Raw genomic sequence first — 22697 nt, 5'->3', positions numbered from 1 at the left:
ATCATGCCGGAGACGGCGGCGGCGTGTGGTTGGGGACCCTAACATGCAGGTCACCTGTATAGTTGACATGAGCCGTGCGAACCCTCCCCTACAAGTGGGTCGCGCTGTCCAACGCCACGCTCGCGGTGCTGCTCGCGACGCTGGACGGCTCGATCACGATGATCGCGATGCCCGACATCTTCCGGGGCATCCACCTGGACCCGCTGATCCCCAGCAACTCCTTCTACCTGCTGTGGATGATCCTCGGCTACCTGGTCGTGACCAGCGTCCTGATCGTCTCGCTCGGCCGGCTCGGCGACATGGTCGGCCGGGTCAAGATCTACAACCTGGGCTTCGTCATCTACACGGTGGCGTCGCTGCTGCTGGCCGTCGACTGGATGGACGGGCGCGCGGGCGCGACGTACCTGATCGTGATGCGGCTCGTCCAGGGCGTCGGCGGTGCGTGCCTGCTGGCCAACGCCGCGGCGATCATCGCCGACGCGTTCCCGGCCAACCAGCGCGGGATGGCGCTGGGCATCAACAACATCGTCGGCGTGTCCGGGACGTTCATCGGGCTCGTGCTCGGCGGGATCCTGGCGCCGATCGACTGGCGGCTGGTGTTCCTGATCTCGGTGCCGGTCGGGATCTTCGGGACGATCTGGGCCTACGTCGCGCTGCGCGAGCTGTCGACGCCAAGGCGCGCGAAGGTCGACTGGCTCGGGAACGTCACGTTCGCGCTCGGGCTGATCCTGCTGATGGTCGCGGTGACCTACGGGATCCGCCCGTACGGCTCGCACGCGATCGGCTGGGGCTCGCCGAAGGTGCTGGCGCTGCTGGCCGGCGCGGCGGCGTCGCTCGTCGCGTTCCTGGTCGTCGAGTCGCGCGTCGAGGACCCGATGTTCCGGCTGCCGCTGTTCCGGATCCGCGCGTTCACGTTCGGGACGCTGTCGACGTTCCTGTCGGCGGTCTCGCGCGGCGGCCTGATGTTCATGTTGATCATCTGGCTGCAGGGGATCTGGCTGCCCCAGCACGGCTACTCGTTCACCGAGACGCCGCTGTGGGCCGGGATCTACATGTTGCCCTTGACGATCGGGCTGCTGCTGGCCGGGCCGACGTCGGGGATCCTCAGCGACCGCTTCGGCGCGCGACCGTTCGCGACGTCGGGGATGGTCCTGACCGCGGTCGGCTTCGGGTTGTTGTTGCTGTTGCCCACGGACTTCAGGTACCCCGTCTTCGGCGCGATCCTGTTCCTGATCGGCGCGTCGATGGGCCTGTTCGCGTCGCCCAACCGCGCGGCGGTGATGAACTCGCTGCCGAAGGCCGACCGCGGCGCGGGCGGGGCGATGAACCAGACGTTCCAGAACTCCGCGCAGGTGCTGTCGATCGGCGTGTTCTTCACGCTGATGATCATCGGGCTGTCGGCGACGCTGCCGCACACGCTCAGCGCCGGGCTGCAGCAGCATGGTGTGGATCCCGCGACCGCGCACAGCGTCGCGAACCTGCCGCCGGTGTCGATCCTGTTCGCGGCGTTCCTGGGGTACAACCCGATCCAGCACCTCGTCGGACCGCACGCGCTGGGCGCGATCTCCGCGAGCGATCGCAGCGCGCTGACCGGCCCGACGTTCTTCCCGCACCTGATCAGCGGCCCGTTCAAGGACGGGCTGCACGCGGCGTTCACGTTCGCGATCGTGGCCTGCCTGGTCGCGGCGGCCGCGTCGCTGCTGCGCGGCGGGCGGATGGTCCACGAGGACGAGGACGAGGACGACGCGGCGCAGGACCAAGAACTTCAACGACCCGAAGGAGCCCCATGCACGTCGAGTGGTACGGCCAGTCCGCGTTCCGCCTCAGCGACGGCGACCGCACGGTAGTCATCGATCCCTTCGACGCCGAGGCGCTGCGCTCGCGCACCCGCTGGGACTACCCCGCGATCGACACGACCGCCGACGTCCTGCTCGTCACGCACGAGCACGGCGACCACAACGCGGTGCACGTCGTCGGCGGCGGGGCGGGCGGGGATCGGGTCATCGTGCGCTCGACCGCCGGGACGCACGAGTCGCCGCTCGGGCCGGTCGTCGCGATCGCCTCCGAGCACGACGAGGCGGCCGGGACGCAGCGCGGGCCCAACACGCTGCTGGTCTTCGACTTCGGCGGCCTCCGGGTCGCCCACCTCGGCGACCTCGGCCAGGCGCAGCTGCGCCCCGAGCAAGCGGCCGCGCTGGGGACCGTCGACCTGCTGTTCGTCCCGGTCGGCGGCGGCCCGACGATCGGCGCCGACCAGGCGGCCGACATCGCCGCGACGACCAGCGCCCGGATCACGGTCCCGATGCACTACCGCACCGAGCGCATCGACTTCCTCGACCCGGTCGACGCGTTCGCCGCGCAGGCGAGGCACGTGGTCAAGCTCGACGGCGCGTCGTTCGACACCGACCAGGCCGGCGGGGATGACGGCCCGGTCGTGGTGATCCCGGCGGCCCCTTAGGCCGCCGCGGCCTCGCGGCCGCGCCGCTCGCGCTTGAGGGACGCGCGCGTGCGCGCGTCCCAGCGGCCGGCGAGCAGGACGAGCAGCCCGAAGACCGCCACACCGAGGCCGATCGCGGCGGCCTGGAAGCCGGGCCCGACGATGTAGTTGGTGTCGTTGTCGGTGAAGAACGAGAAGTCGAGCCCGACCATCCAGTCGACCACTCCGACCGCGGCGATCGCGAGCGCGAGGATCGTCAGCGCGAAGCCGCCGGCGGTGCGCGACACCTTGCGCGAGCGCGGCCCGGCGGTCAGGGCGATCGCCAGGATCGCGGTCAGCACGACCGCGGCGAGCAGCAGCGCGGCCCACGGGCCGAGCCAGTCCCAGCCCGTCCGGGGCACCTCCACCCCGCGGCTCGGGCCGTCCTTGACCCAGGTCCGCGACAGTGACGCGACGGCCACGACGAGGCCCCCCAGCGTGATCGCCAGGCCGAGGCCCCGGAGCAGGTACGCCCATGTCCTCCCCACGCGCGTGCGCATGGGGCGAGCGTACCTGCCGGCCGGCGTGCCGACCAGGGCCTGCGCCCGGTCCCTGGACTAGTTGACGAGGTCCACCGCGGTGCGCTCCAGCGCGTCGTAGGACCTCTGCATGCCGACCTCCATGCCCGAGTTGATGTGCATGTCGCGGGCCTCCTGCGTGGTGTGCTGGACGAGGTTGGCGAACGTCGTCCTGGTGCCGTCGGCCGAGGGCGTCAGCGTCGCCGTGCAGGTCGACGGGCTGTCGGGGAACGGCGCGAAGATCTCGGTGTTGACGACCTTCGAGGGCTCCTCGAGCTCCAGGTACTCGCCGTAGAACTCGACGGTCTGGCCGTGCGACGCCGCGGTCTGCGCGTAGCGCCAGCTGCCGCCGACGCGCAGGTCGATCTCGCAGACGGTCATCTCGCCCATGCCGGCGCCCCACCACTGGCGGACGAGGTCCGGCTCGGTGATCGCGCGCCAGACGAGCGCGGGCGGCGCGTCGAACTCGCGAGTGATCAGGATCTGGTCGTCGGCGGGGAGCGTGACGGTGGCGGTGCCGGTGGTGATCATCGCTGATCGTCTCCTTGGGGTTGGGGAGTGCTGGTGCTGTCCTTGAGACCTGCGAGGACGTCGTCGAGGGCCGCGTACCGCTCCTCCCACAGGCGCTGGAACGGGGACACCCAGTCGTGGATGTCCTTCAGCGCCTGCGGGTTGAGGCGGTAGAGGCGCCGGCGACCCTCGTCGCGCACGTCGACGACGCCCGCCTCGCGGAGGACGCGCAGGTGCTTGGACACCTGCGGCTGCGTGAGCCCGACGGCGGCGACCAGGTCGTTGACCGGCCGCTCCCCCGCCCCCAGCGCATCCACGATCGCCCGCCGGCTCGGCTCGGCGATCGCGTTGAACGCGTCGGTGGTGGTGGCGGCCCGTGCCATGTCTTGGCAATCATATTCCGATATCGGAATGCGTTTGTCAAGTGCGCTCGATGCGGCGGACACCGTCGTGCGGCGTCCACACCTCCACGATCAGGAGCCTGGCGGCCTCGTCGACGTGGACGGTCGAGGCCTCGGTGACGTCGAGGCGGAAGAGGTGCGACTCGCCGTCGTTGGCGGCCTCGCCGTTGTGCTTCATGATCGCGTCGTGGTCGGTGATCGCCTCGGCGGTGCCGGCGACCTTGGCGTCGCCGGTCCAGGCCGGCGGGTCGTCGGTCCCGGCGTGCAGCGCGTAGCGCGGGTCGCGCAGCAGGTCGCGGGCCTTGAGCGCCTGCCACATCGAGCCGATCCACAGCTCGCCGTCGGCGAACCGGCACTCGGTGCCGGAGATCCGCGGTCCGCCGTCGGCGCGCAGCGTCGCGAGCGTGTGGTGGGTGCGGGCCTCGAGGTGCCTGCGGACGGCGGCGGCCAGCTCCGGCGCGGCCGCCTCGAACTCGGAGAAGGAGGGCATCGCCACGCAGCGTCGCGCGCAGCGGGGGCGCCGTCGAGCAACGCGTCGAATCCGATCAAGCCGCCGCCGCTCGCGGCGCCGCGCCGCCGCTCCCCGCCGCAGCGACCGCGATGATGGCGCGGTGCCTCCGCCGCCCGATCGCCTGCGCGCGCTGCTGGACCTCGTCGTCGGCTCGCTCGACGAGTCCGGCGCCGACGGGCGGGCGCTGGCGGAGCGGGCGAGCTTCTCGCGCGACCACCTCGACCGGCTGCTGGCGGGCGCGACGGGCGAGTCGCCGGTCGCGCTGCGCCGGCGCCTGCTGCTGGAGCGCGCGGCGTGGCAGCTCGCGCGCGGCGGCGCGACGCCGACGGAGGCCGCGAGCGCGGCGGGCTACGGCTCGCTGGCCGCGTTCTCGCGCGCGTTCGCGCGGGCGCACGGGGTCCCGCCCAGCGTCGTCGGCAGCGACCACACCATCTTGCTCCCCGCGCCCAACGGCGTGCACTTCCACCCGCCGGGCGCGGTCAGCCTCCCCGGCGACGGCTCCCCCGCCCCACCGGACGCGCTGAGCCGCCTGCGCGCGCACCTGGCCGACGCGCGCGCCCTCCTCCTGCGCGCGGCCGCGCTCACCCCCGCGCAGCTCGCCCGCCCGCTGCGCCCTGGCTTCGTCGTCATCGCCTACGAGGGCGAGGAGCCCGACGCCGCGACCATGTGCGAGCACTTGGTCCGGACGCCCGAGGTCTGGACGGCCGCGATCGCCGGCGAGCCCTACGACGGCCCGGGCTCCGGGACGCGCGTCGAGCGCCTCGACCGCTCCGGGACCAAGTTCCTGTCCTTGCTCGCCGCGATCGACGCCCGCGGCGCCTGGGCCGAGGGGTTCGTCGACGCGCTCTGCGACCCACCCGAGTCCTTCACCTACGCCCACGTCGTCGCCGACGAGCTGGAGCTCGGCCGCGTGCGCCGCACGGTCCTGGCGGGCGTCCTGGACGAGCTGGAGGCGTAGGCTGCGCGGCATGCGCGCCGTCGTCTGCCAGAACGCCGAGCTGCGGGTGCAGGACCTACCCGAGCCCGACCCCACCGCCGGCCAGGTCCGGCTGACCGTCGAGCGCTGCGGGATCTGCGGCTCGGACCTGCACGCGCGCCACGGGATCGACGCGTGGGCCGAGATGGCCGCAAAGACCGGCTACGACCGCTTCGGCAAGAGCACCGAGCCGCTCGTGTTCGGCCACGAGTTCAGCGGGCGCGTCGCCGAGTACGGGCCGAAGACGAGGCAGGAGATCCCGACCGGCACGCCGGTCGTCGCGCTGCCGCTGATCCGCAACCTGCACGGGATCGACGCGACCGGGCTGTCGTCCTACGCCAACGGCGCTTACGCGGAGCAGGTGATCGCTCAGGAGTCGCTCATGCTCGCGGTCCCGAACGGTTTGCCGACCGACGTCGCGGCGCTGACCGAGCCGATGGCCGTCGCCTGGCACGCGGTCCGGCGCGGCGAGGTCAAGAAGCGCGACGTGGCGATCGTGATCGGCTGCGGCCCGGTCGGGCTCGGCGTGATCCTGGCGCTGAAGGCGCAGGGCGTGAAGCAGGTCGTGGCCTCCGACTTCAGCGCGGGCCGCCGCGCGCTCGCGGTGCGCTGCGGCGCCGACGTCGTCGTCGATCCGGGCGTGACGTCGCCGTGGGCCGGCGGGCGTGAGCGCGGCCACCTCGTCGAGGCCGAGCAGGCCTTCGAGCTCGGCCTCGACACGCGCGAGAGGCTCGGCAGGCTGCCGATCGACTGGTGGCACACGTGGCGGCTGGCCGAGAAGCTCGGCGCCGCGCCGAGGCGGCCGGTGATCTTCGAGTGCGTCGGCGTGCCGGGGATGATCGGGTCGATCATCGACGAGGCGCCGCTGTACTCGCGCGTGGTCGTGGCGGGCGTGTGCGTCGGGACCGATCAGCTCACGCCGGCGATGGCCATCAACAAGGAGATCGACCTGCGGTTTGTCTTCGGCTACACGCCGTTGGAGTTCCGCGACACCTTGATGATGCTCGCCGACGGCAAGCTCGACCCGCGCCCGCTCATCACCGGGACCGTCGGGTTGGACGGCGTCGACGACGCCTTCGAGGCCCTGAGCGATCCGGAGGCCCACGCCAAGGTGCTGATCGACCCGAAGGCGATCCCGGCGTAGAGCCAGCCGAAGAGCACGTCGGTGACGAAGTGCTCGCCGCCGTAGACGAGCGTGAAGCCCATCATCAACGTGTAGAACCCGAAGCCGATCCGGTACTTGAGGCCGTCGCGCCAGAAGAACAGCAGCAACATCATGGGGTACGCGGCGTGCAGCGACGGCATCGCGGCGACGAGGTTGACGAGGCCGTCGCCGGTCTCGAACAGGTCGCCCGCCGTCCGGACGCCGAGGTGGTTCCAGACGGTCGGGACGATCTTGTCGACCGGCCCGATCTCGTTGAGGTTGGCGGCCAGCCACGGCGGCTGGGCCGGGTAGAGCCAGTAGGTCAGGAAGGCCATCAACGTGAGCGTGACCACGGTCGCGACGTAGCGCCCGAAGCGGTCATGGCGCAGCTTCCACAGCAGCGCGGCGACGATCCAGATCGTGAAGAAGTGCGACAGGTACGTCAGCCAGATCGCGACGTCCCAGACGCGCAGGTGGTCCGGGTCGTAGAGGTGGTCCTGGAGCCAGACGGTCGGGACGTGACCGAGCCCGATGAACCTGTCGATCGCCAGCTGGGGCCCGACGTGGGCGTCGGCGTCGCCGACGCTGACCGCGCCGCGGAGGTAGTCGTAGACGATCAGCAGCGCCAGGAGCGGCAGCCACTCCAGGACCATCCGGCCCCAGCCGCGCCACGCCTGGATCGAGAACGCGGCGAGGCCGGTGACGATCCAGAAGAACAGCTGGGCGTGCTCGAGCGGCAGGCCGTTGATCACGCAGCTGATCGCGAGGCTCACGACCCACGTGACGACCGCCGCCCACCTGATCACCCTCCACGCCATTGACGAGACGATAACCGGGCGTTGACGTGAACCCCGTCTAGCGCGTCGACCAGTCGAGCGCCTGCGCGAACGCGTCCGGGTCGACGTGGAAGTCGGCGAGGCTCGCGCCGATCCTCCTGGCGCTGTCGCGCGAGCGCCCGGCGATGTACCCGTAACGCAGGCCGCCCGCGGCGCTGAGCGTCAAGTAGTAGGGGTACGTGTGCGCCTCGCTGAGCAGTTCGACGACCGCCGTCCCCGGCGCGCAGAAGGCGATGTTGTTGAGCGCCGAGCCCGAGGCGCCGACGACGGCCTCGGCCTCGGCGAAGTCGCGCGACTGGTCGCCGGCGGCCAGCGGGTCGTAGATCTCGAAGCCGGCGTCCTGCGCCATGCGCTCGAGCTGCTCCTGCTCGACCGGATTGCGCCTGAAGCCGCGGCGGGTGACGAACAGGCGCCGGTCGCGCCGGCGGGGCGCGGCGCCCAGCGTGCGCAGGAAGTCCGGGACCAGCGCGGCGTACTGGCGCCGGGCGCCGGGCAGCGTCGGGGCGTGGAGGCGCTCGGTGCGGTAGGCGACGCCGTCGGCCAGCTCGCGGACCTTGGCCGGGTCGATCCCGGCGCGCGCCACGAGCGCGCGCGCCGTTTCCGGGGCCGGCGGCATCAGGACGTGGTCGACGTCGGCGAGGTCGATGCCCGCCGCGCCCACGAGCGCCAGCCGCGGCAGGGCGTCGCCGAGGAAGTGACCGTAATGGCGACCCCAGTTGGTCCCGAGCGTGACGGAGGTGCCGGGCAGGGTCGCCGTCACGCGCGGCGAGCGCGGCAGCCCTTCCCGCCGCCGGACCTCGTCGCGCCGGCCGCCGTACCACGACAGCTCGGTCACGAGGCCGGCCTGGCGGTCGTAGACCCAGCCATCGCCACCGAAGACGATCGCGCCAGGCAGCTCCAGCACGCCGAGCGCGGGCATCACGGGCTCCAGCCGGGCGACGAAGTCGATCGCCCTCGTACCGAACCGGGTCGCCGGCGGCACGGGATAGGGCGCCGCCGCGGTGACCTCCCGCCAGCGCGCGCCGCTCGCCTCAGCGAGCGTCCGGTGGGCGGGCGGGAGCGAGATCTCCTTCAGGCGGCGCACGGCGCGCGCGGGTGTCGTCCGCATCGGTCGCGGCAGCGTTCCACACCGATGCTCAACGATCAATGCCCGCATCCCGCCGTTCGGGTGGGATGCGGGCGATCTGGTACAAGGGCGCCATGCCTCCCGTGACCTGCCACCTGCGCTACGAGATCGACCCGAGCAAGGTGGAGGACTTCGAACGCTTCGGCCGCGCGTGGATCAGGTTGGTGAACAAGTCCGGTGGTCAGCACCATGGGTACTTCCTGCCGTCGGAGGGCGCGTCGGACGTCGCCTACGCGCTGTTCACGTTCCCGTCGCTGGCGGCCTACGAGGAGTACCGCGAGGGGTTCGGGAGCGACCCGGAGTTCCTGGAGGCCGACCGGATCCGCGACGAGTCGGGGTGCGTGAGGCGCTGGGACCGCACGTTCCTGCGGCCGGTGTTCGGGTGAGGACGCGCGCCGCGGCGGCCGCGGCGCTGCTCGTCGTCGCGGCGGCGGCGGGCTGCGGCGGCTCGTCGCCGAGGGTCCACGTCGTGCGTCCGGCGCACCCGATCTGGTGCCCGGCCGAGGTCAAGATGGGTGGCAGGGTGCAACATCCACGCGGGACGTTCGACGCCCGCCGCGTCCTCGGCCTCTCGCTCGACGACGCGGTGAGGCTCGGCACGGCGCACAGGTGCAACGTCCGCGCGACGACGACCGACGGCAAGAGCCTGGCGCTGACGATGGACCTGCGGTTCGACCGTGTCGACGTCATCGTCGAGCACGGCAAGGTCGCACGCTTCGACACCCACAACGGCCCGGTCGGCTAGGGCCTGGCGACCGCCGCGGGCGCGCCGCGGCCGTGGCAGGGCGAGCCCGCGCTCAGCCGGTAGTCATAGGCCTTGCGATTCCTGAAGCGCGGGTCGCGCGCCAGGCAGTTCCTGCGCAGGCGTGGCTTCGGCGTCGTCTGGGCGACGAACGTCGTCGCGCCGGTGACGATGTTGTCGGTGACGATCGCGGGCCTGGTGACGCTCGGGGCGATCAGGACCGCCGTCCCGCCGGCCGGGCGGTCGTTGACGAACGTGTTGTCGCTCAGCGTCAGCTGCGAGCCCGCGACCGCGCCCTCCTCGCCGAAGGCGAGCATGTTGGGGTTCTCGGTCCTCGGGCCCTGCTCGATGACGTTGCCGGTCACGCGCGCGCGGCCGCCGTTGGGGAGGTCGAGCTCGTAGGAATCGGTCCCGCGCCGGCCGGTCAGGCGGTTGTCGACGATGTCGTTGATCGCCGCGCGGGACTTCACGAGATGGCCGACGCGCGCGTCGTGCGACCAGCTGTCGCGCAGCGTGAAGCGGTGGATCGCGCCGACGTAGATGTTGTGCGAGTACCCGTCGCCCGCGCCGTTGCGGGCGAACTGCGAGCGGGTGATCGTCAGGTCGATCCTGGGGTCGTTGGCGACGAGGATGCCGTCCTCGTCGTCGTGGAAGTACACGCGGTCGAGCGTGAGCGAGCCGCCCTCCAGGCGGATGGCGGCGCCGTTGCGGTCCGGGACCCTCGCGCCCGACAGCTCGACGTCGCGGACGACCACGTGCGCGCCCGAGAGCACCCAGATCGCCTTGCCCTGGCTGCTGGCGCCGGCGGCGGCGATGCGCGCGCGGCCGTGGACGCCCTCGATCGTCAGGCGCGCGGTGGACGACGCGCAGACGTCACCGTCGTAGCGGCCGTTGCCGCGCGCGTCGATCTGGACGGTGTCCCCGGGGTGCGCCGCGGCGATCGCGGCGCAGGGCTTGTTGTAGGTCTTACCCGGGCCGACCGCGAGCGTCCTGGCCTGGGCGCTGGCGCCGCCGAGGAGCGTGAACGCCGCGAGCGATGCGAGCGCGAGGCGCCGCATCTACCAGCGCTGATGGACGTACGGCGCGATCCGCTCGTCGTAGACGGCGGCGACCCGCGCGAGCGTCGCGTCGTCCAGCGCCGGGAGGTCCGCCGCCGCGGCGTTGCCCCGCGCCTGCTCCGGGGAGCGCGCGCCCGGGATGACGGTCGAGACCGCGGGGTGCATGAGGATCCAGCGCAGCGCGAACGCGGCCAGCGCGGCATCCGGCGGGACGAGCCCGCGCAGCTCCTCCACGGCGTCCAGCCCGACCTCGAACGGCACGCCCGCGAACGTCTCGCCGACGTCGAAGCTCTCGCCGTGGCGGTTGAAGTTCCGGTGGTCGTCGGCCGCGAAGGACGTCTCACGCGTGTACTTCCCGGACAGCAGCCCGGACGCGAGCGGCACCCGGACGATCACGCCGACGCCCCGCTTCGCCGCCTCCTCGAAGAACAGCGCGGCGGGCCGCTGGCGGAACATGTTGTAGATGATCTGCACCGTGGCGACGCCCGGGTACTCGATCGCCTTCAGCGCCTCCTCGACCCGCTCGACGCTGACGCCGTAAGCCGCGATCCGGCCCTCGGCGACCATCGCGTCGAGGTCCTCGAAGACCTCCGGGCGGTAGTACAGGTCGGTCGGCGGGCAGTGCAGCTGCACCAACGGCAGCGTGTCGACGCCCAGGTTCTCGCGCGAGCGGTCGTTCCACGCGCGGAAGTGCTCCGGCGAGTAGTTCGCGACCGTCTGGTCCAGCCGCCGCCCCATCTTGGTCGCGACGAACAACCCCGCCTCCGGATGCTCCGCCAGCAACCGCCCCACCAGCCGCTCCGACCGCCCATCGCCGTAGACGTCGGCCGTGTCGAAGAACGTCACCCCCGCCTCGACCGCCGCCTCCAGCGTCGCCATCGCGTCATCGTCGGCGACATCGCCCCAATCGGCACCGATCTGCCAGGCGCCGAACCCGACCTCCGAGACGTCGTGACCGGTCCTGCCGAGCTTCCGTGAACGCATGCCCCCGAGACTACGACGCCGCGCCGCCCGGCCGCGCGCCCTCGACCGGCACGTACTCCAGCGCGGCGCGATCCCAGCGGCCCAGGTCGGCCGCCGCGCCGTAGGTGGTCTGCAAGAACCCCAACAACGTCGCGTCGGGGTCGGCGGCGGTCCGGACCGCCTCGTAGGGCAGCAGGAACTGCTGGAAGTCCGCGGAGTAGAAGGCCGCGTCCGGGGTGACGGGTGCGTCGCCGTAGCCGCCGGGCTCCGGGTAGGCATAGGCGTAGAACGCGCCCTCCTCCCCGCCGCCGGGCCAGAAGCCGCAGCTGGCCAGCTCGTGCGAGTAGCCCTCGACCATCACCCAGTCGCCGCAGTTGGGCGCGCCGCCCGGGTGGCGCGGGGCCAGCCGGCCCGAGAAGCGCGTGACCGCCATGTCCATCGCGCCCCAGAAGAAGTGCACGGGGCTGACCTTGCCGCCGAACCGCGCCCGGAACGCGGAGAGCACGCGGTCGGCCTGGACGAGCTGGCGCCAGAACAGCTGGGCCGCCGCCGGGTCGTAGCTCGCGTGCGCGGTGTCCTGGTCGAACGGGACGGCGTCCTCGATCTCGACCGGCACCGGCCAGATCGGGATGTCGAGCCCGAGCGACGTGAGCGCGTCGACGACCTCGGCGTAGAACGCGGCGACGCTCTTGGGCGCCAGCGCGATCTCCCGCCGCTCGCCGCCTTCGAGCGTGATGACCAGCCGGTGCGCGCAGAAGTCGAACTCGATCTCGAAGCTCGCGCCGTCCGGGGCGGGCATCGCCGACGTCGTCAGCCCGCGCGGCGTCACGTACAGCGTGACCTGCCACCAGTGGTTGACCATCGGCGCCTGCGCCAGCCGCACCTTCCCGACGACCTGCAGCCAGCGGTGCAGCGTCTCGCGCGTCGCCGTCCAGTCCTCGACGCGCAGCGCCGGCCACCCGTTCTCCGCCATGCCGCGAGGCTACGCCCCCGCGGCGGCGGCCGCCGCAACCCGGCGCGGTCAGCGTCGGCGCTGGCGGGGCGCGACGAACTCGATGGCCGTGACCTTGTCGAGGTCGACGCGGCCGAGGACCATCGCGGTGGAGAAGCCCTCCGAGCCGATCTCGCCGCTGCGGGCGCCGGAGACGACGGTGCGGAGCGCCTCGAAGCGCTCGTCGTCGCCGACGGCCTTGCGGCCGGAGTCCAGGACGACGAGGTGCGAGCCGGCCCTGCGGTCGGCGAGCTTGGTGAGCGCGGTGCGCAGCTCGGTGGAGAGGTCGCCGGTCTCGATGACGGTCGCCTGGCCCTCGGCCTTGCGCTCCTCGACGCGCTTGGTGATCAGCCGCAGCGTGACCTCGCCGACCTGCTCGGCCGGGACCTTCTCGGCGACCTGGCGCGCGAGCGCGTCGTAGGAGATCAGCGCGGGCCGCGGGAGCATCCGGGCGACGAGACGATGCACCGTGATCGGATCGGCGCCCGTGAACACCACGAGCGACCCGTTCGGGAAGCTCAGCGTGTCCGACGCCTTGACGTTCAGCGCCCGCCCTTCCGGCCGCGGCGGCCGCCCCGGCCCGGAGGTCTTGCGCTCCGGGCGCTCCGACGACCACCCGGTCCGCTCATCCGCACCGATCTTGACCGAACGCACGCCATCGCCAGAAGCCATGCGCCGCACGGTAGTGGCAACGGCGCCCGAACCGCGTCGTGCCTACCCGCGCAGCAGCTCGACCGCCGTCCGGCCGACGGTCCCGATCGCCGCGTCCGCGCCCGGCTGCGTCGGCGCCGGCGAGCCGGTCTGCGTCAGCACCGCCACCGCGTAGCGGCCGCCGGCGGGGTACTCGACGACGCCGATCTCGTGGCGCATCGTCGGCAGCGTCGCGGTCTTGCCGCTCACGCGCACGTCGTCGGACGGGAACCCCGAGGCGAGCCGGTGCGGCCACACCTGCAGGCCGAGCGCGCGGCGCATCTCGGCGCAGGCGGCCGGCGTCGCCGCCTCGTCGCGCCAGATCGCGGCCAGCAGCGCGGTCAGGTCGCGCGGCGAGGCGCTGCTGGTCAGGTCCGGATCCAGGACGCGCAGGCGCGCCGGGTCGCTCATGCGCGCGGCCGCGTCGGCGGGCCCGGCGCCGCCGGTGTCCTCGTTCAACATGATGAACATCTCGCGCAGCGTCTGGCGGACGGCGATGCCGGGCAGCCCGAGCGCCGCCAGCTCCTCGCCCACGCGCGCGACCCCGACGACGCCGAACAGGACGTCGGCCGCGGCGTTGTCGCTGACCGTGATCATCAACAACGACAGGTCGCGGAGGCTGAGCGTCGCCGGATCGGAGAGCACCGACAGGCCGGTGAAGCCGAGCGTGCGGCCGGCGACGGGCACGGTCGTCTGCGCGGTGAGGTCGACCTCGCCCGCGTCCGCGAGGCGGTGCAGCGCCACGAGCAGCGCGAGCTTCGCGATCGAGGCGACCGGGACGCGGCGGTCGGGGTCGAGGCCGACCTCGCGGTCGCTGTCGAGGTCGCGCGCGTGGATCCACGCGCGCTGGCCGGGCGCGAGGCCGGCGGCGAGGCGGTCGGCGGCGCTGCGCCCGCTCACGCGAACGACCCCGGTCGCGGGGAGGCCTGGGCGGCGGGCGGCGCCGCGGCGTCGTCCTGGCGGAGCCACGCGTCGCCCTCGCGCAGCGCCCGGACCGCCGCCTGCGCGAACAGCGCGCCGCGGCCGCCGTCGCGCCACACCGGCTGCAGGCGGCGGCTGACCGGGGCGCCGACGAGCGGGCGCCAGACGATGTCGTCGTGCGCCTGGCCGGGGTCGCCGAACGCGATCGCCTCGCCCGCCAGGACCAGCCCGAGCGCGAACGCCGGCTGCTCGGGGCGGTGGATCGCGACCGGCTCGAAGCCGCCGCGGCGGCAGGCGCCCAGCAGGTCCGGGTCCCATCCGGCGCGGTCGATCGGCAGCAGCGCAAGCGCGTGGCCGGCGAGATCGGCGAGGTGGAGCTCCCGGCGCTCGGCGAGCGCGCTCGCCGCCGGGACGAGCACGCCGAGCGGCTGGACCAGCGCCGGGCCGCGGTGGACCCTCGCGCGGCCGCCGCCGCTAGCGCCGTCGCCGGGCTCCGGGACGAGCAGCGCGGCGTCCAGGCCGGGGCCGAGCCGGGCGTCGGCGGGCAGCTCGCGCAGGTCGAGGCCGACGCCCGGATGGCGGTCGCGGAAGCTGCGCGCGAGCGTCGCGACCGTCGCGGCGGGCAGCCCGAGCGGGATGCCGGCGCGGATCGTGCCGATCTCTCCGCGGCGCGCGCGGGCGGCGGTCTCCAGGAACCGATCGGCGCGGTCGACGAGGTGCTCGGCGTCGGCCAGCAGGACCTCGCCGGCGCTGCTGAGGCTCACGGTCCGCGACGTGCGCTCGAAGAGCTGGGCGCCGAGCGTGCGCTCCAGGCGCGCGATCGTCCGCGACAGCGCGGGCTGCGTGACGTGCAGGCGCTCCGCGGCGCGGCCGAAGTGCTGGGTCTCGGCGACGGCGACGAAGCAGCGCAGGTGGGCGAGGAGGTCCACGTCGGGAGGGATTGATAGCAGTTCGCGCATCGCTGACCGTGCGATATCGGCCTTGGACATCTCGGAGCGGGAGCGCTGAGATGGACGGCGATGCCCTCTCGTTCCTCCCGGCCGCGCCGCGCTCCCCGCCGAGGCCTCGCGCTCGCCGCGCTGCTGGCCGCGGTCGCCGCGGTGGCGGTGGTGGTGTTCCTCGTCGCCGGCGGCGGTGGCAGCAGGCCGGACCCGCGCGCCCAGGCCCAGGCGGCGGTGGCGCGCTTTGCCACCGACTGGTCGGCGGGGCGCGACGCGGCGGCGGCCGCGGCGACGAACCAGCCCGCCGTGGCGCGGCGCGCGCTGGTGGCCAACCGCCGCGGCCTCGACGGCGCGCGCGTCGCGGTGCGCGCCGGTGCCGCGATGCTGCTGGAGGACGGGCGCGCCCGCGCGCCGCTGGCGGTGACCTGGCGGATCCCCGCGATCGGGACCTGGCGCAGCACCGCGACCGCGACGCTGCGCAGGGACGAGCAGGGCGACTGGCGGGTCGTGTACTCGCCGACGCTGATCGATCGCCATCTCCGAGCGGGCACGCGGCTGGGCACCGCGGCCACCGCGCCCACCCGGGCGTCGATCCTCGACCGCGCCGGCCAGGCGATCGTGCGCGAGCGCGCCGTCGTCGCGGTCGGGCTGGAGCGCGACCAAGTGCATGATGTCGCTGCGAGCGCCCGTGCGCTGGCCAAGATGGTGGACATCGACCCCGACGCCTACATCGAGCAGGTCCGCGGCGCCGGGCCCAAGCAGTTCGTGGAGGCGGTGACGCTGCGGTCCGGCGACTTCGCGAAGGTCGCCGCGCGCGTGCGGGCCGTGCCGGGCGCGCAGACGGTCGACGGGCGCGCGCCGCTGGCCCCGACCCGCGCCTTCGCGCGCGCGTTCCTGGGCACGGTCGGGGCGGCGACCGCCGAGCAGGTGGCGAGGTCCGGCGGCACGATCGCCGCGGGCGACGACATCGGGCAGTCGGGGCTCCAGCAGCAGTTCGACGGACAGCTGCGCGGGAGCGCGTCGCGCTCGGTCGTGACGCGCGACGCGGCGACCGGCGACGTGGTCGCGACGCTGCACCGCGTGCCGGGCCGGGCGCCGCGCGCGGTCCGGACGACGCTGTCGCAGCGCGCCCAGGCCGCCGCCGAGTCGGCGCTCGGGGGCGTGACGGGCAACGCCGCAGTGGTTGTCGTCCAACCCTCCAGCGGCGACGTGCTCGCCGTCGCGAACCGCCCGACCGACATGACGTTCGACCGCGGGCTCGGCGGGATCTACCCGCCGGGCTCGACGTTCAAGGTGGTGACGACTGCGGCGCTGCTCCGGCGTGGGCTCGACCCCGGCGCGACCGTCCCGTGCCCGAGGACGATCACGGTCGACGGGCGGTCGTTCAAGAACTTCGAGGGCGAGGCGGGCGGGTCGCCGTCGTTCGCCGACGACTTCGCGATCTCGTGCAACACGGCCTTCATCGGCCTCGCCGGCCGCCTGCACGACGGCGACCTCACGAGCGTGGCGCGCGACTTCGGCCTCGGCCGCGACAGCACCTCCGCGGTCGCGATCGCCCGCTCCCGCGTCCCGGCACCCGCCGGCGCGGTCGCCCACGCCGCCGCGATGATCGGCCAGGACCGCGTCACCGCGACACCGCTCGCGATGGCCGGCGTGGCGGCGACCGTCAGCGCCGGCCGCTGGCACGCGCCCCGGCTGCTGTCCGACGACCGCTCCACCACCGGCCCCCGTCTCCCCTCCGACGAGCTCGCACCCCTGCGCAGCCTCATGCGCGGCGTCATCACCCACGGCACCGGCGCCTCCGCCCTGTCCTCCACCCCGGGCGAGCCCATCGGCAAGTCCGGCACCGCCGAGTACGGCACCGGCAACCCACCACCCACCCACGCCTGGTTCATCGCCGCCCGCGGCGACCTGGCGATCGCCGTCCTGATCGAACACGGCAGCTCCGGCGGCGCGGTCGCGGCACCGGTCGTGGCGCGCTTCCTCCGCGCCTACGGCACCTGAGCCGCCCACGCTCCCGAGGACCTCGGTGCGATAGGTGTTGTGGCGTGCAACCGCCACCCCGCGAGCTCACGCTGTACCGCGGCGAGCAGGCCGTCCGCCTGGAGCAGCTCGACGCGGCCGGCGACGAGTGGTTCGGAGAGCTCTCTCCGGCGACCTCGATCGGGTCGCTGCGCGACGTGCTCGACGCCGTCTGCCCCGATGCCGATCCGCAGTGGCGCGACGTCGTCCTGCGTGCGGTGGCGGGCGACCAGGAGGCGGGGGCCGGACGGGTCGGGCTCGTCGTCAACCTTGGCGCCGGCACGCGCTTCCACGCCAGCCGCGCCGCCAACCGCGACTCGATCGCCGAGCACGGCCTCGACTGGCGGCGCATGGCCGGCCCGGGCGTCGCCGGCAGCCGCCGACCGGAATGGCCCGGCGTGTTCCTCGTCGACGGCCTCGAAGGAGCGCAGTGGTTCGCCGACATGGCCGACGGCGACGCCGACATCTGGCAGGTGGCTGTGGACGGCCTCTGGCTGATCAGCGACCCGAACGCCAGCGGCGGCCTCGAAGACGGTTGGGCGATCGCTCCCGAGCCCATCGCCCCCGAGCGCCTGGAGCTGCTCCGCGCCGCACCGCAGCCTTAGCCCGCCCGCGTCGGGGCGATGCGCGCCAGGAGCGTCTGGGCGGCGGCGACGACCAGGCCGCGGTCGTAGACGGTGGCGAACTCGAACCGGCGCTCGCGGTCGGGGCCGGTGTCGCCGAGGTCCTTGGCGACCAGCGCGCCGGCGAAGTGCGGACCGAGCACGACGACGCTCCACTCGCCGGCCAGCGCGTCGTCGGCGTCGATGTGCGCGCCGCGGACGCCGGCCACCGGCTCGTCGCCGAGGTCGACGCCGAAGGCGGCGACCAGGCTCGCCCCGCGCACGAGCGTCTCGTAGCGCCGCAAGGTCTTCGGCGTGAAGTGCTTTGCCTCCTGGAACGCGGAGAGGATCACAGCGCCTTCGCCGATGCGCAGCGCGCGGTGCTCGAGGTGGTGGCTGATCGGCAGCAACAGGGCCTTGGTCGCCGACGCGGTCGGCCGCTCGGCAGTGACGACCTCGAACGGCGTCGCCCCCACGCGCCGGCCACAGCTCGCGCGGCGGTGCAGCGTGTGGCTGCCCGGCGCCGGGCTCAGCGGGCCCGGCCGGCCCCAGTGCCAGCCCTGGCCGAGCGTCGCGCCCAGCGACCGGGCCACGGCGAGGTGCTGCTCGTTCTCGATCCCCTCGGCCAGGATCTGCGCACCGGTGCGCTCGCGCTCGACGGCGACGGCGCTGACGATCGCGGCCTGGTCGGTCGACGGGCGGTCCTGCACCAAGCGCAGGTCGAGCTTGATGACGTCGGGCTCCAGCAGCGGCAGCAGCGCCAGCGAGCGGTCGTCGGCGCCGACGTCGTCGAGCGCGATCCCGCGTCCGGCGCCGCGGTGCTCGCCGATGACGCGCACGAGCTCGGCGGGCCGGTCGGTGACCGCGCGCTCGGTGATCTCCAGGACCAGGTCGAGCTCGCGCTGGGCGCGGTCCCAGACGTCGCGGTGCGCGTCCGGGCAGGCCGAGCCGATCGTGCTCGGCTCGCAGTTGATGAACAACGACGCCGACTTGCCCAGGCGCGCGTCGAGCGCGGCGCGCGCGGCGGTGGCGCGGCAGAGCCAGTCCAGCTCGTCGATGCGGCCGGCGACGGCCGCCGTGGCGAACAGCCGGTCCGGGCGCTGCAGGACCGAGCCCTGCGGCCCGCGCGTCAGCGCCTCGTAGGCGACGACGGTGCCGCTGGCGATCTCGACGATCGGCTGGAAGACCGCGGTGAGGTCGTGCTCGGCGAGGATCCGCTCCAGCTCGCCGACCGCGGCGTGCGGGGCGAACCCGTCGTCGCCGCCCTCGCGGCCCGTGGCCGCCGAGCGCGAGCGGTAGACGTGGAAGCGGTCCTTGCCGCCGCCCTTGGCGACGTACATCGCCGCGTCGGCGTGGCGCAGCAGGTCCTCGGCGGTCGTCGCGTCGCGCGGGAACGTGCTGACGCCGACGCTGGCGCGGACGTCCTGCGGCACGCCGTCGATCTCGAACGGCTCGCGCAGCGCGGCGTTGACGCGCGCGGCGAGGTCGGTCGCCAGCCCGGCGACGTCACGGGCGACGCCGCGGATCAGCAGCGTGAACTCGTCGCCGCCGGGGCGGGCGAGCAGGTCCTGCGGGCGGACGACGGCGCGCAGGCGGTCGGCGACGGCGCGCAGCAGCGCGTCGCCGGCGTGGTGGCCGTGGGCGTCGTTGACGCGCTTGAAGTCGTCGAGGTCGACGAACAGCAGCGCCAGCTCGGTCTCGCCGGCCCGCGCGTCGCGCAGCGCGCGCTGCAGCTCGGAGTGCAGCGCGGCGCGGTTGGCCAGGCGCGTCAGCGTGTCGAAGTAGGCGAGGTCGTGGATGCGCGCGTCGGCCGCGCGGCGCTCGGTGACGTCCTTCTGGACGCCGAGGTACTGCACGAGCCGCCCGGAGGCGTCGCGCTGCGGCGCCAGCGCGACCTCGTTCCAGAACGTCGAGCCGTCGGCGCGGTAGTTCAGCAGCGTCACGTAGGCCTCGCGCCCGGCGGCGAGCGCCTCGCGCAGGACCTCGGTCGCGCCCGGGTCGGTCTCCGGGCCGGCGAGCAGGCCGCAGCTGCGGCCCAGCATGTCGGCCGCGCGGTACCCCGTCAGCTGCTCGAAGCCCGGGCTGACGTAGGTCAGCGGGTATCCCTGCACGGTGGCGTCGGCGATGACGACGCCCGCGATCTCCTCGCACACACTGCTCATGGCCACCGTCATCGGCGGGCCCGGCGGGGCGTCGCAAGACCAGCGAACGCCGACGCGCCCACGCGTCAGCCTGCTGACGTCATGGACTGCGGACACGGCCGCCTGTACTCCGACCCCAGCGGTCCGCCCATGCCGACACCGGCGCCAGGACCTCGAGCAACGAGCGACCGCTCGCGGTCAGCGCGAGGCCGGGATCGGACGTCTCGACCAGCCCGGCCTCGCGCAGCTCGCGCAGCCGCGCCGACAGCACCGAGGACGACATGTCCTCGCAGCGTGCCTGGAGCTCCCGGAACGTCAGCGGAGCCTCCGCCCGCGACAGCTCCCACAGCACGCGCAGCGCCCAGCGGCGGCCGAGCAGGTCCAGCAACGCCATGACCGGGCGACCGGTCCGCGAGCCGCGGACGGGCCTGCCGGGACGAGGCCCGGAACTCGTCATGGTTGCTTTGCTTTTCGAAGCACGCCCACGTACCTTACCGGCCATGCCCTCGCTCGTCGTCGACAACCTCCTCCACCGCAACCTCCCGCCGCTGGCCGCCGGCGTCCGCTTCGCCAGCCCGTTCGCCGACTACGCCGGCGCCGAGCGCGTCGCGCCGCTGCTGGCCGTCATGCCCGACGTCTTCGACGAGCTCGCTGTCGTCCGCGAGCTGCGCGGCGACGACGACGAGGTCGCCGTCCTCCTCCGCGGGCGCTGCGGCGACGAGACGGTCGACGTCATGGTCGACGAGCGCCACGACGACGCCGGCGCGGTCAGCGACATGATGATCATGGTCCGCCCGCTCAGTGGGACCAAGGCCGTCATCGCGCGGATGGGCGCGCTGATGCGCGACACGGACCGATGAGCGCTTCCGAGGCCCTAGGACAGATCGCGCGCGAACGCCACCTCCAGCCGGGCGGCGTCCCACGGGCCGGCGATCGCCTCGACCGTCACGCGCGAGCGGTCGCCGTCGAGGCTGAGCGTCGCGACCTGGTTGTTGTAGGCCGGCCGGTCGACGACGCGCCAGTCGAGCGGCACGCGCGCCACGCCGGCGGCGCGAGCGAGCCGGCGCGCGAGACGCTCGCCGAGCTGCGTGTGCCCGAAGGCGAGGATGCGGCGCTCGTGGACGGCCAGCTCCTTGCGGAAGGCCGAGCAGACGGCCTGCCACACCGGGGCACGGTCGCCCCCGCCGGACGGGAACCCGACCTCGGCCAGGTAGCAGTGATGCACGTCGCCGGAGAGCATCACGATCGACTTGGGAGCGGCTCCGGCGCGACCGTGGGCGACGTCGTCGAGCAGCTCGGCCAGCTGCCGGAACGTGCGCTGGAACGACGCCCAGTGGTCCATCACGGCGACGCGGCGCAGCTTCTCGCCGAGCCACGCGCCGGGGCGGCCCCAGGCGCCGTCCGCCAGCGCCTCGTCGAAGGCCTCGGCGTGGTGCAGCCCGGGCGCCAGCAGGAACGGCACCGAGCTGGCGAGCAGCAGGTGCCGGGCCGGCTGCGTCGCCTGCTCGCGGATCCACTCCCACTCCTCGTCCTGGACGAGCACGCGCCGCCCGGGCGTCACCTCGCGCCCGGCGCGCGAGTCGATGACGACGAGCCGCGCGTCGCCGATGGCGCGCGCGAAGCTCCACCGGCTGTGGCCCTGCTGGCGGCCTTCGGTGCTCATGCGCGCGGCCAGCAGCGCGGCCGCGTCGGGCGCGGCGCGCACCTGGTCGTAGAGGCCGCCGGCGGCCAGCTCGCCGGGCGCGAGGTTGCCGACGTGCTGGAAGACCCAGTAGGCCATCAGGCCCGCGCGGATGTGGTCGTCGAACCAGGGCTCGGCGTTCATCTCGTCCATCCAGCCCTGGGAGATCCGCCACTCCGCGTGGATCTCGTGGTCGTCGAAGACCATCGTGATCGGCACGGTCGAGAACAGCCAGCGGATCGAGGGGTCCGACCACGCCTCCCTGTAGGCGAGCGCGTACTCGCCGAAGTCGGCCAGCTCGTCCTCCGGGACGCCGGAGGGGCGGCGGCGCTCGGCGAGGGCCTCCTGCAGTTGCGGGGACGGCTCGTCGGCGTAGATCTGGTCGCCGAGCATCACCACCATGTCGGGTCCGGCCGCCCCGCCCCCGGCCGCGGCGAGCCGCTGCGCGTAGACGCGCAGCGCGTCGACCCCCTGGCCCTCGTCGTCCTCGTCGGCGCGCAGGACGTACGGGGGTTCGTGCGGTCGCGACACGCGGCACGAGCCGAACACGACGTCGGCCGGCCCGTCGCCCAGCAGGCGGATGGTGCTGGGCGGGAACGCCGAGCCCGCCTCCGGCCACACGCGCTCGCCGTCGAGCAGCACCTCGTAGGGGTGGTCGATGCCCGGCGCGAGGTCCTCGACGACGACCAGCGCGAAGTGATGGTCGTCGACGCAGAACGTGCGCTCCCGCGCGCCGAGCACCTCCACCGCGCAGGCGGAGTCGGTCTGCATCCAGATCGTCGCGACGCGGTCGTCGACGTAGCGGACCATCGGTCCGAGCACGAGGCGGGGCACGCGCGAGGACGCTAACGCGTCAGGCCGGGGCGGGGCAGGGCGCCTAGCGTGCGTCGCTCACACGACGAAGGAAGCAACCGATGATCACCGTGAACGTGCTCTATCCGAACAAGGACGGCGCGGAAGTTCGACATGGACTACTACCTCAGGTCGCACATCCCGATGTTGCACCGCGAGCTCGGGAGCGCGCTGAAGGGTTGCATCGTGGAGCAGGGGCTCGGCGGCCGTGAGCCCGGCACGAAGGCGGAGTTCGCCGTGCTGTGCCATCTGCGCTTCGATCCGTCGAGGCATACCAACAAGCGATGGGCCCGGTCGGCGAGCAGATCCGCAACGACGTGGCGAACTACTCGAGCGAAGCGCCGATCGTCCAGCTCAGCGACGTGATCGTCGCGTCCTGATCAGCTGACGCGAGGCCCGGCAGCACCGGGCGAACGGCGAGCACCCCCGGCAGGACTCGAACCTGCGACCTGCGGGTTCGACGCCCTCGAACGCCACGGGTTACGCGGCGTTGATAGGTGAGGAGGACTTGGCTTAGTTGAGGCAGCGCATCGTTTCGCCTCAGCCGTCCGAACATCTCGGGCAATTCCCGACTGCCCCGGTCAGCCGCCGTCTC

23 protein-coding genes and 1 pseudogene are annotated in these 22697 nt (G+C 73.6%); 9 read left to right on the top strand and 15 right to left on the bottom strand.

All coding sequences use genetic code 11. The annotated features are described in order from the left end of the window. The first annotated feature begins 74 nt into the window (after positions 1–74). The gene (locus tag H030_RS31110) at positions 75–1847 is read left to right on the top strand and encodes an MFS transporter (protein WP_231398402.1); all 1773 of its coding nucleotides are present in this window, start codon (positions 75–77) and stop codon (positions 1845–1847) included. Then, a complete protein-coding gene (locus H030_RS31105) occupies positions 1787–2458 on the top strand; it encodes an MBL fold metallo-hydrolase (protein ID WP_051222311.1) in 672 nt (223 codons plus the stop codon). Before H030_RS31110 ends, H030_RS31105 begins: the two co-directional genes overlap by 61 nt. Here H030_RS31105 and H030_RS0110675 read toward each other — a convergent pair. From H030_RS0110675 to H030_RS0110660, 4 genes are read right to left on the bottom strand one after another with little or no spacing between them, the layout of a single operon-like run. Then, on the bottom strand, positions 2455–2976 hold the full coding sequence (locus H030_RS0110675) for a hypothetical protein (RefSeq protein WP_027006104.1): 522 nt from the start codon (positions 2974–2976) through the stop codon (positions 2455–2457). The genes H030_RS31105 and H030_RS0110675 overlap by 4 nt on opposite strands. A gap of 57 nt (positions 2977–3033) precedes the next feature. Further along, entirely contained in the window at positions 3034–3525 is a 492-nt protein-coding gene (locus H030_RS0110670; RefSeq protein ID WP_027006103.1) for an SRPBCC family protein, read from the bottom strand. Next, entirely contained in the window at positions 3522–3887 is a 366-nt protein-coding gene (locus tag H030_RS0110665; protein WP_027006102.1) for an ArsR/SmtB family transcription factor, read from the bottom strand. The genes H030_RS0110670 and H030_RS0110665 overlap by 4 nt, the downstream gene beginning before the upstream one ends. A 37-nt stretch (positions 3888–3924) precedes the next feature. Next, positions 3925–4395, bottom strand: coding sequence for a pyridoxamine 5'-phosphate oxidase family protein (locus tag H030_RS0110660; protein WP_027006101.1), 471 nt, complete (start codon positions 4393–4395; stop codon positions 3925–3927). A 121-nt stretch (positions 4396–4516) separates the two neighbouring features. Here H030_RS0110660 and H030_RS31100 point away from each other — a divergent pair, with 121 nt between their 5' ends. Next, the gene (locus H030_RS31100; protein WP_051222309.1) at positions 4517–5374 is read left to right on the top strand and encodes a helix-turn-helix domain-containing protein; all 858 of its coding nucleotides are present in this window, start codon (positions 4517–4519) and stop codon (positions 5372–5374) included. Positions 5375–5384: 10 nt separating this feature from the next. Further along, on the top strand, positions 5385–6536 hold the full coding sequence (locus H030_RS40660) for a zinc-binding dehydrogenase (RefSeq protein WP_081690676.1): 1152 nt from the start codon (positions 5385–5387) through the stop codon (positions 6534–6536). A gap of 41 nt (positions 6537–6577) precedes the next feature. Here H030_RS40660 and H030_RS40655 read toward each other — a convergent pair. After that, positions 6578–7189, bottom strand: a pseudogene (locus tag H030_RS40655) (phosphatase PAP2 family protein); the annotation flags it as partial. Between the two features lie 202 nt (positions 7190–7391). Next, entirely contained in the window at positions 7392–8480 is a 1089-nt protein-coding gene (locus H030_RS0110635) for a glycosyltransferase family 61 protein (RefSeq protein WP_027006099.1), read from the bottom strand. 92 nt (positions 8481–8572) lie between these two features. On the opposite strand from H030_RS0110635, the gene H030_RS0110630 reads away from it, so the two are divergent. Further along, the gene (locus tag H030_RS0110630) at positions 8573–8884 is read left to right on the top strand and encodes an NIPSNAP family protein (RefSeq protein WP_035127274.1); all 312 of its coding nucleotides are present in this window, start codon (positions 8573–8575) and stop codon (positions 8882–8884) included. After that, positions 8881–9243, top strand: coding sequence for a hypothetical protein (locus tag H030_RS0110625; RefSeq protein ID WP_027006097.1), 363 nt, complete (start codon positions 8881–8883; stop codon positions 9241–9243). Before H030_RS0110630 ends, H030_RS0110625 begins: the two co-directional genes overlap by 4 nt. On the opposite strand, the gene H030_RS31090 is transcribed toward H030_RS0110625, so the two are convergent. The 6 genes from H030_RS31090 to H030_RS0110595 are packed head-to-tail and all read right to left on the bottom strand — an operon-like array spanning position 9240 to position 14792. Continuing rightward, complete coding sequence (locus H030_RS31090) at positions 9240–10298, bottom strand: hypothetical protein (RefSeq protein ID WP_051222305.1); 1059 nt, start codon at positions 10296–10298, stop codon at positions 9240–9242. The two genes, H030_RS0110625 and H030_RS31090, sit on opposite strands and share 4 nt — an antisense overlap. Next, positions 10299–11282, bottom strand: a complete 984-nt coding sequence (locus H030_RS0110615; protein WP_027006096.1) for an aldo/keto reductase — start codon at positions 11280–11282, stop codon at positions 10299–10301. It abuts the gene before it with no gap. 10 nt (positions 11283–11292) lie between these two features. Further along, positions 11293–12234 (bottom strand): DUF5996 family protein, encoded by a 942-nt coding sequence (locus tag H030_RS0110610; protein WP_027006095.1) that lies wholly within the window; start codon positions 12232–12234, stop codon positions 11293–11295. Positions 12235–12282: 48 nt separating this feature from the next. After that, positions 12283–12924: a hypothetical protein gene (locus tag H030_RS0110605; RefSeq protein ID WP_155891969.1), complete on the bottom strand. Its 642-nt coding sequence runs from the start codon at positions 12922–12924 to the stop codon at positions 12283–12285. 42 nt (positions 12925–12966) lie between these two features. Continuing rightward, positions 12967–13842 carry a serine hydrolase gene (locus H030_RS0110600; protein WP_027006093.1) on the bottom strand — a complete coding sequence of 292 codons (876 nt, stop codon included), beginning with the start codon at positions 13840–13842 and terminating at the stop codon, positions 12967–12969. Then, positions 13839–14792, bottom strand: a complete 954-nt coding sequence (locus H030_RS0110595) for a LysR family transcriptional regulator (RefSeq protein WP_035126089.1) — start codon at positions 14790–14792, stop codon at positions 13839–13841. The genes H030_RS0110600 and H030_RS0110595 overlap by 4 nt, the downstream gene beginning before the upstream one ends. 90 nt (positions 14793–14882) lie before the next feature. Between H030_RS0110595 and H030_RS31085 the strand changes: the two genes are divergently transcribed. Together H030_RS31085 and H030_RS36855 are read left to right on the top strand one after the other, a co-directional pair. After that, positions 14883–16808 carry a penicillin-binding transpeptidase domain-containing protein gene (locus H030_RS31085; protein WP_155891968.1) on the top strand — a complete coding sequence of 642 codons (1926 nt, stop codon included), beginning with the start codon at positions 14883–14885 and terminating at the stop codon, positions 16806–16808. Positions 16809–16852: 44 nt separating this feature from the next. After that, positions 16853–17431, top strand: coding sequence for a hypothetical protein (locus H030_RS36855; protein WP_051222301.1), 579 nt, complete (start codon positions 16853–16855; stop codon positions 17429–17431). Here H030_RS36855 and H030_RS38360 read toward each other — a convergent pair. Then, the gene (locus H030_RS38360; RefSeq protein ID WP_196809079.1) at positions 17428–19590 is read right to left on the bottom strand and encodes a diguanylate cyclase domain-containing protein; all 2163 of its coding nucleotides are present in this window, start codon (positions 19588–19590) and stop codon (positions 17428–17430) included. The two genes, H030_RS36855 and H030_RS38360, sit on opposite strands and share 4 nt — an antisense overlap. 79 nt (positions 19591–19669) lie before the next feature. Further along, positions 19670–19963 carry a winged helix-turn-helix transcriptional regulator gene (locus H030_RS31065; RefSeq protein ID WP_196809078.1) on the bottom strand — a complete coding sequence of 98 codons (294 nt, stop codon included), beginning with the start codon at positions 19961–19963 and terminating at the stop codon, positions 19670–19672. A gap of 106 nt (positions 19964–20069) precedes the next feature. Here H030_RS31065 and H030_RS0110570 point away from each other — a divergent pair, with 106 nt between their 5' ends. After that, positions 20070–20429, top strand: coding sequence for a hypothetical protein (locus H030_RS0110570; protein WP_027006091.1), 360 nt, complete (start codon positions 20070–20072; stop codon positions 20427–20429). A 14-nt stretch (positions 20430–20443) separates the two neighbouring features. Here the strand turns inward: H030_RS0110570 and H030_RS31060 are convergent, their stop codons facing one another. After that, positions 20444–22084 (bottom strand): alkaline phosphatase D family protein, encoded by a 1641-nt coding sequence (locus tag H030_RS31060; protein ID WP_155891967.1) that lies wholly within the window; start codon positions 22082–22084, stop codon positions 20444–20446. Between the last annotated feature and the right edge of the window lie 613 nt (positions 22085–22697).

Origin of the sequence: Conexibacter woesei Iso977N (genome assembly GCF_000424625.1) — a bacterium.
Lineage (GTDB): Bacteria > Actinomycetota > Thermoleophilia > Solirubrobacterales > Solirubrobacteraceae > Baekduia > Baekduia woesei_A.
The sequence above is the reverse complement of the archived record's forward strand: the minus strand, read 5'-3'. Positions and strand labels throughout refer to the sequence as shown.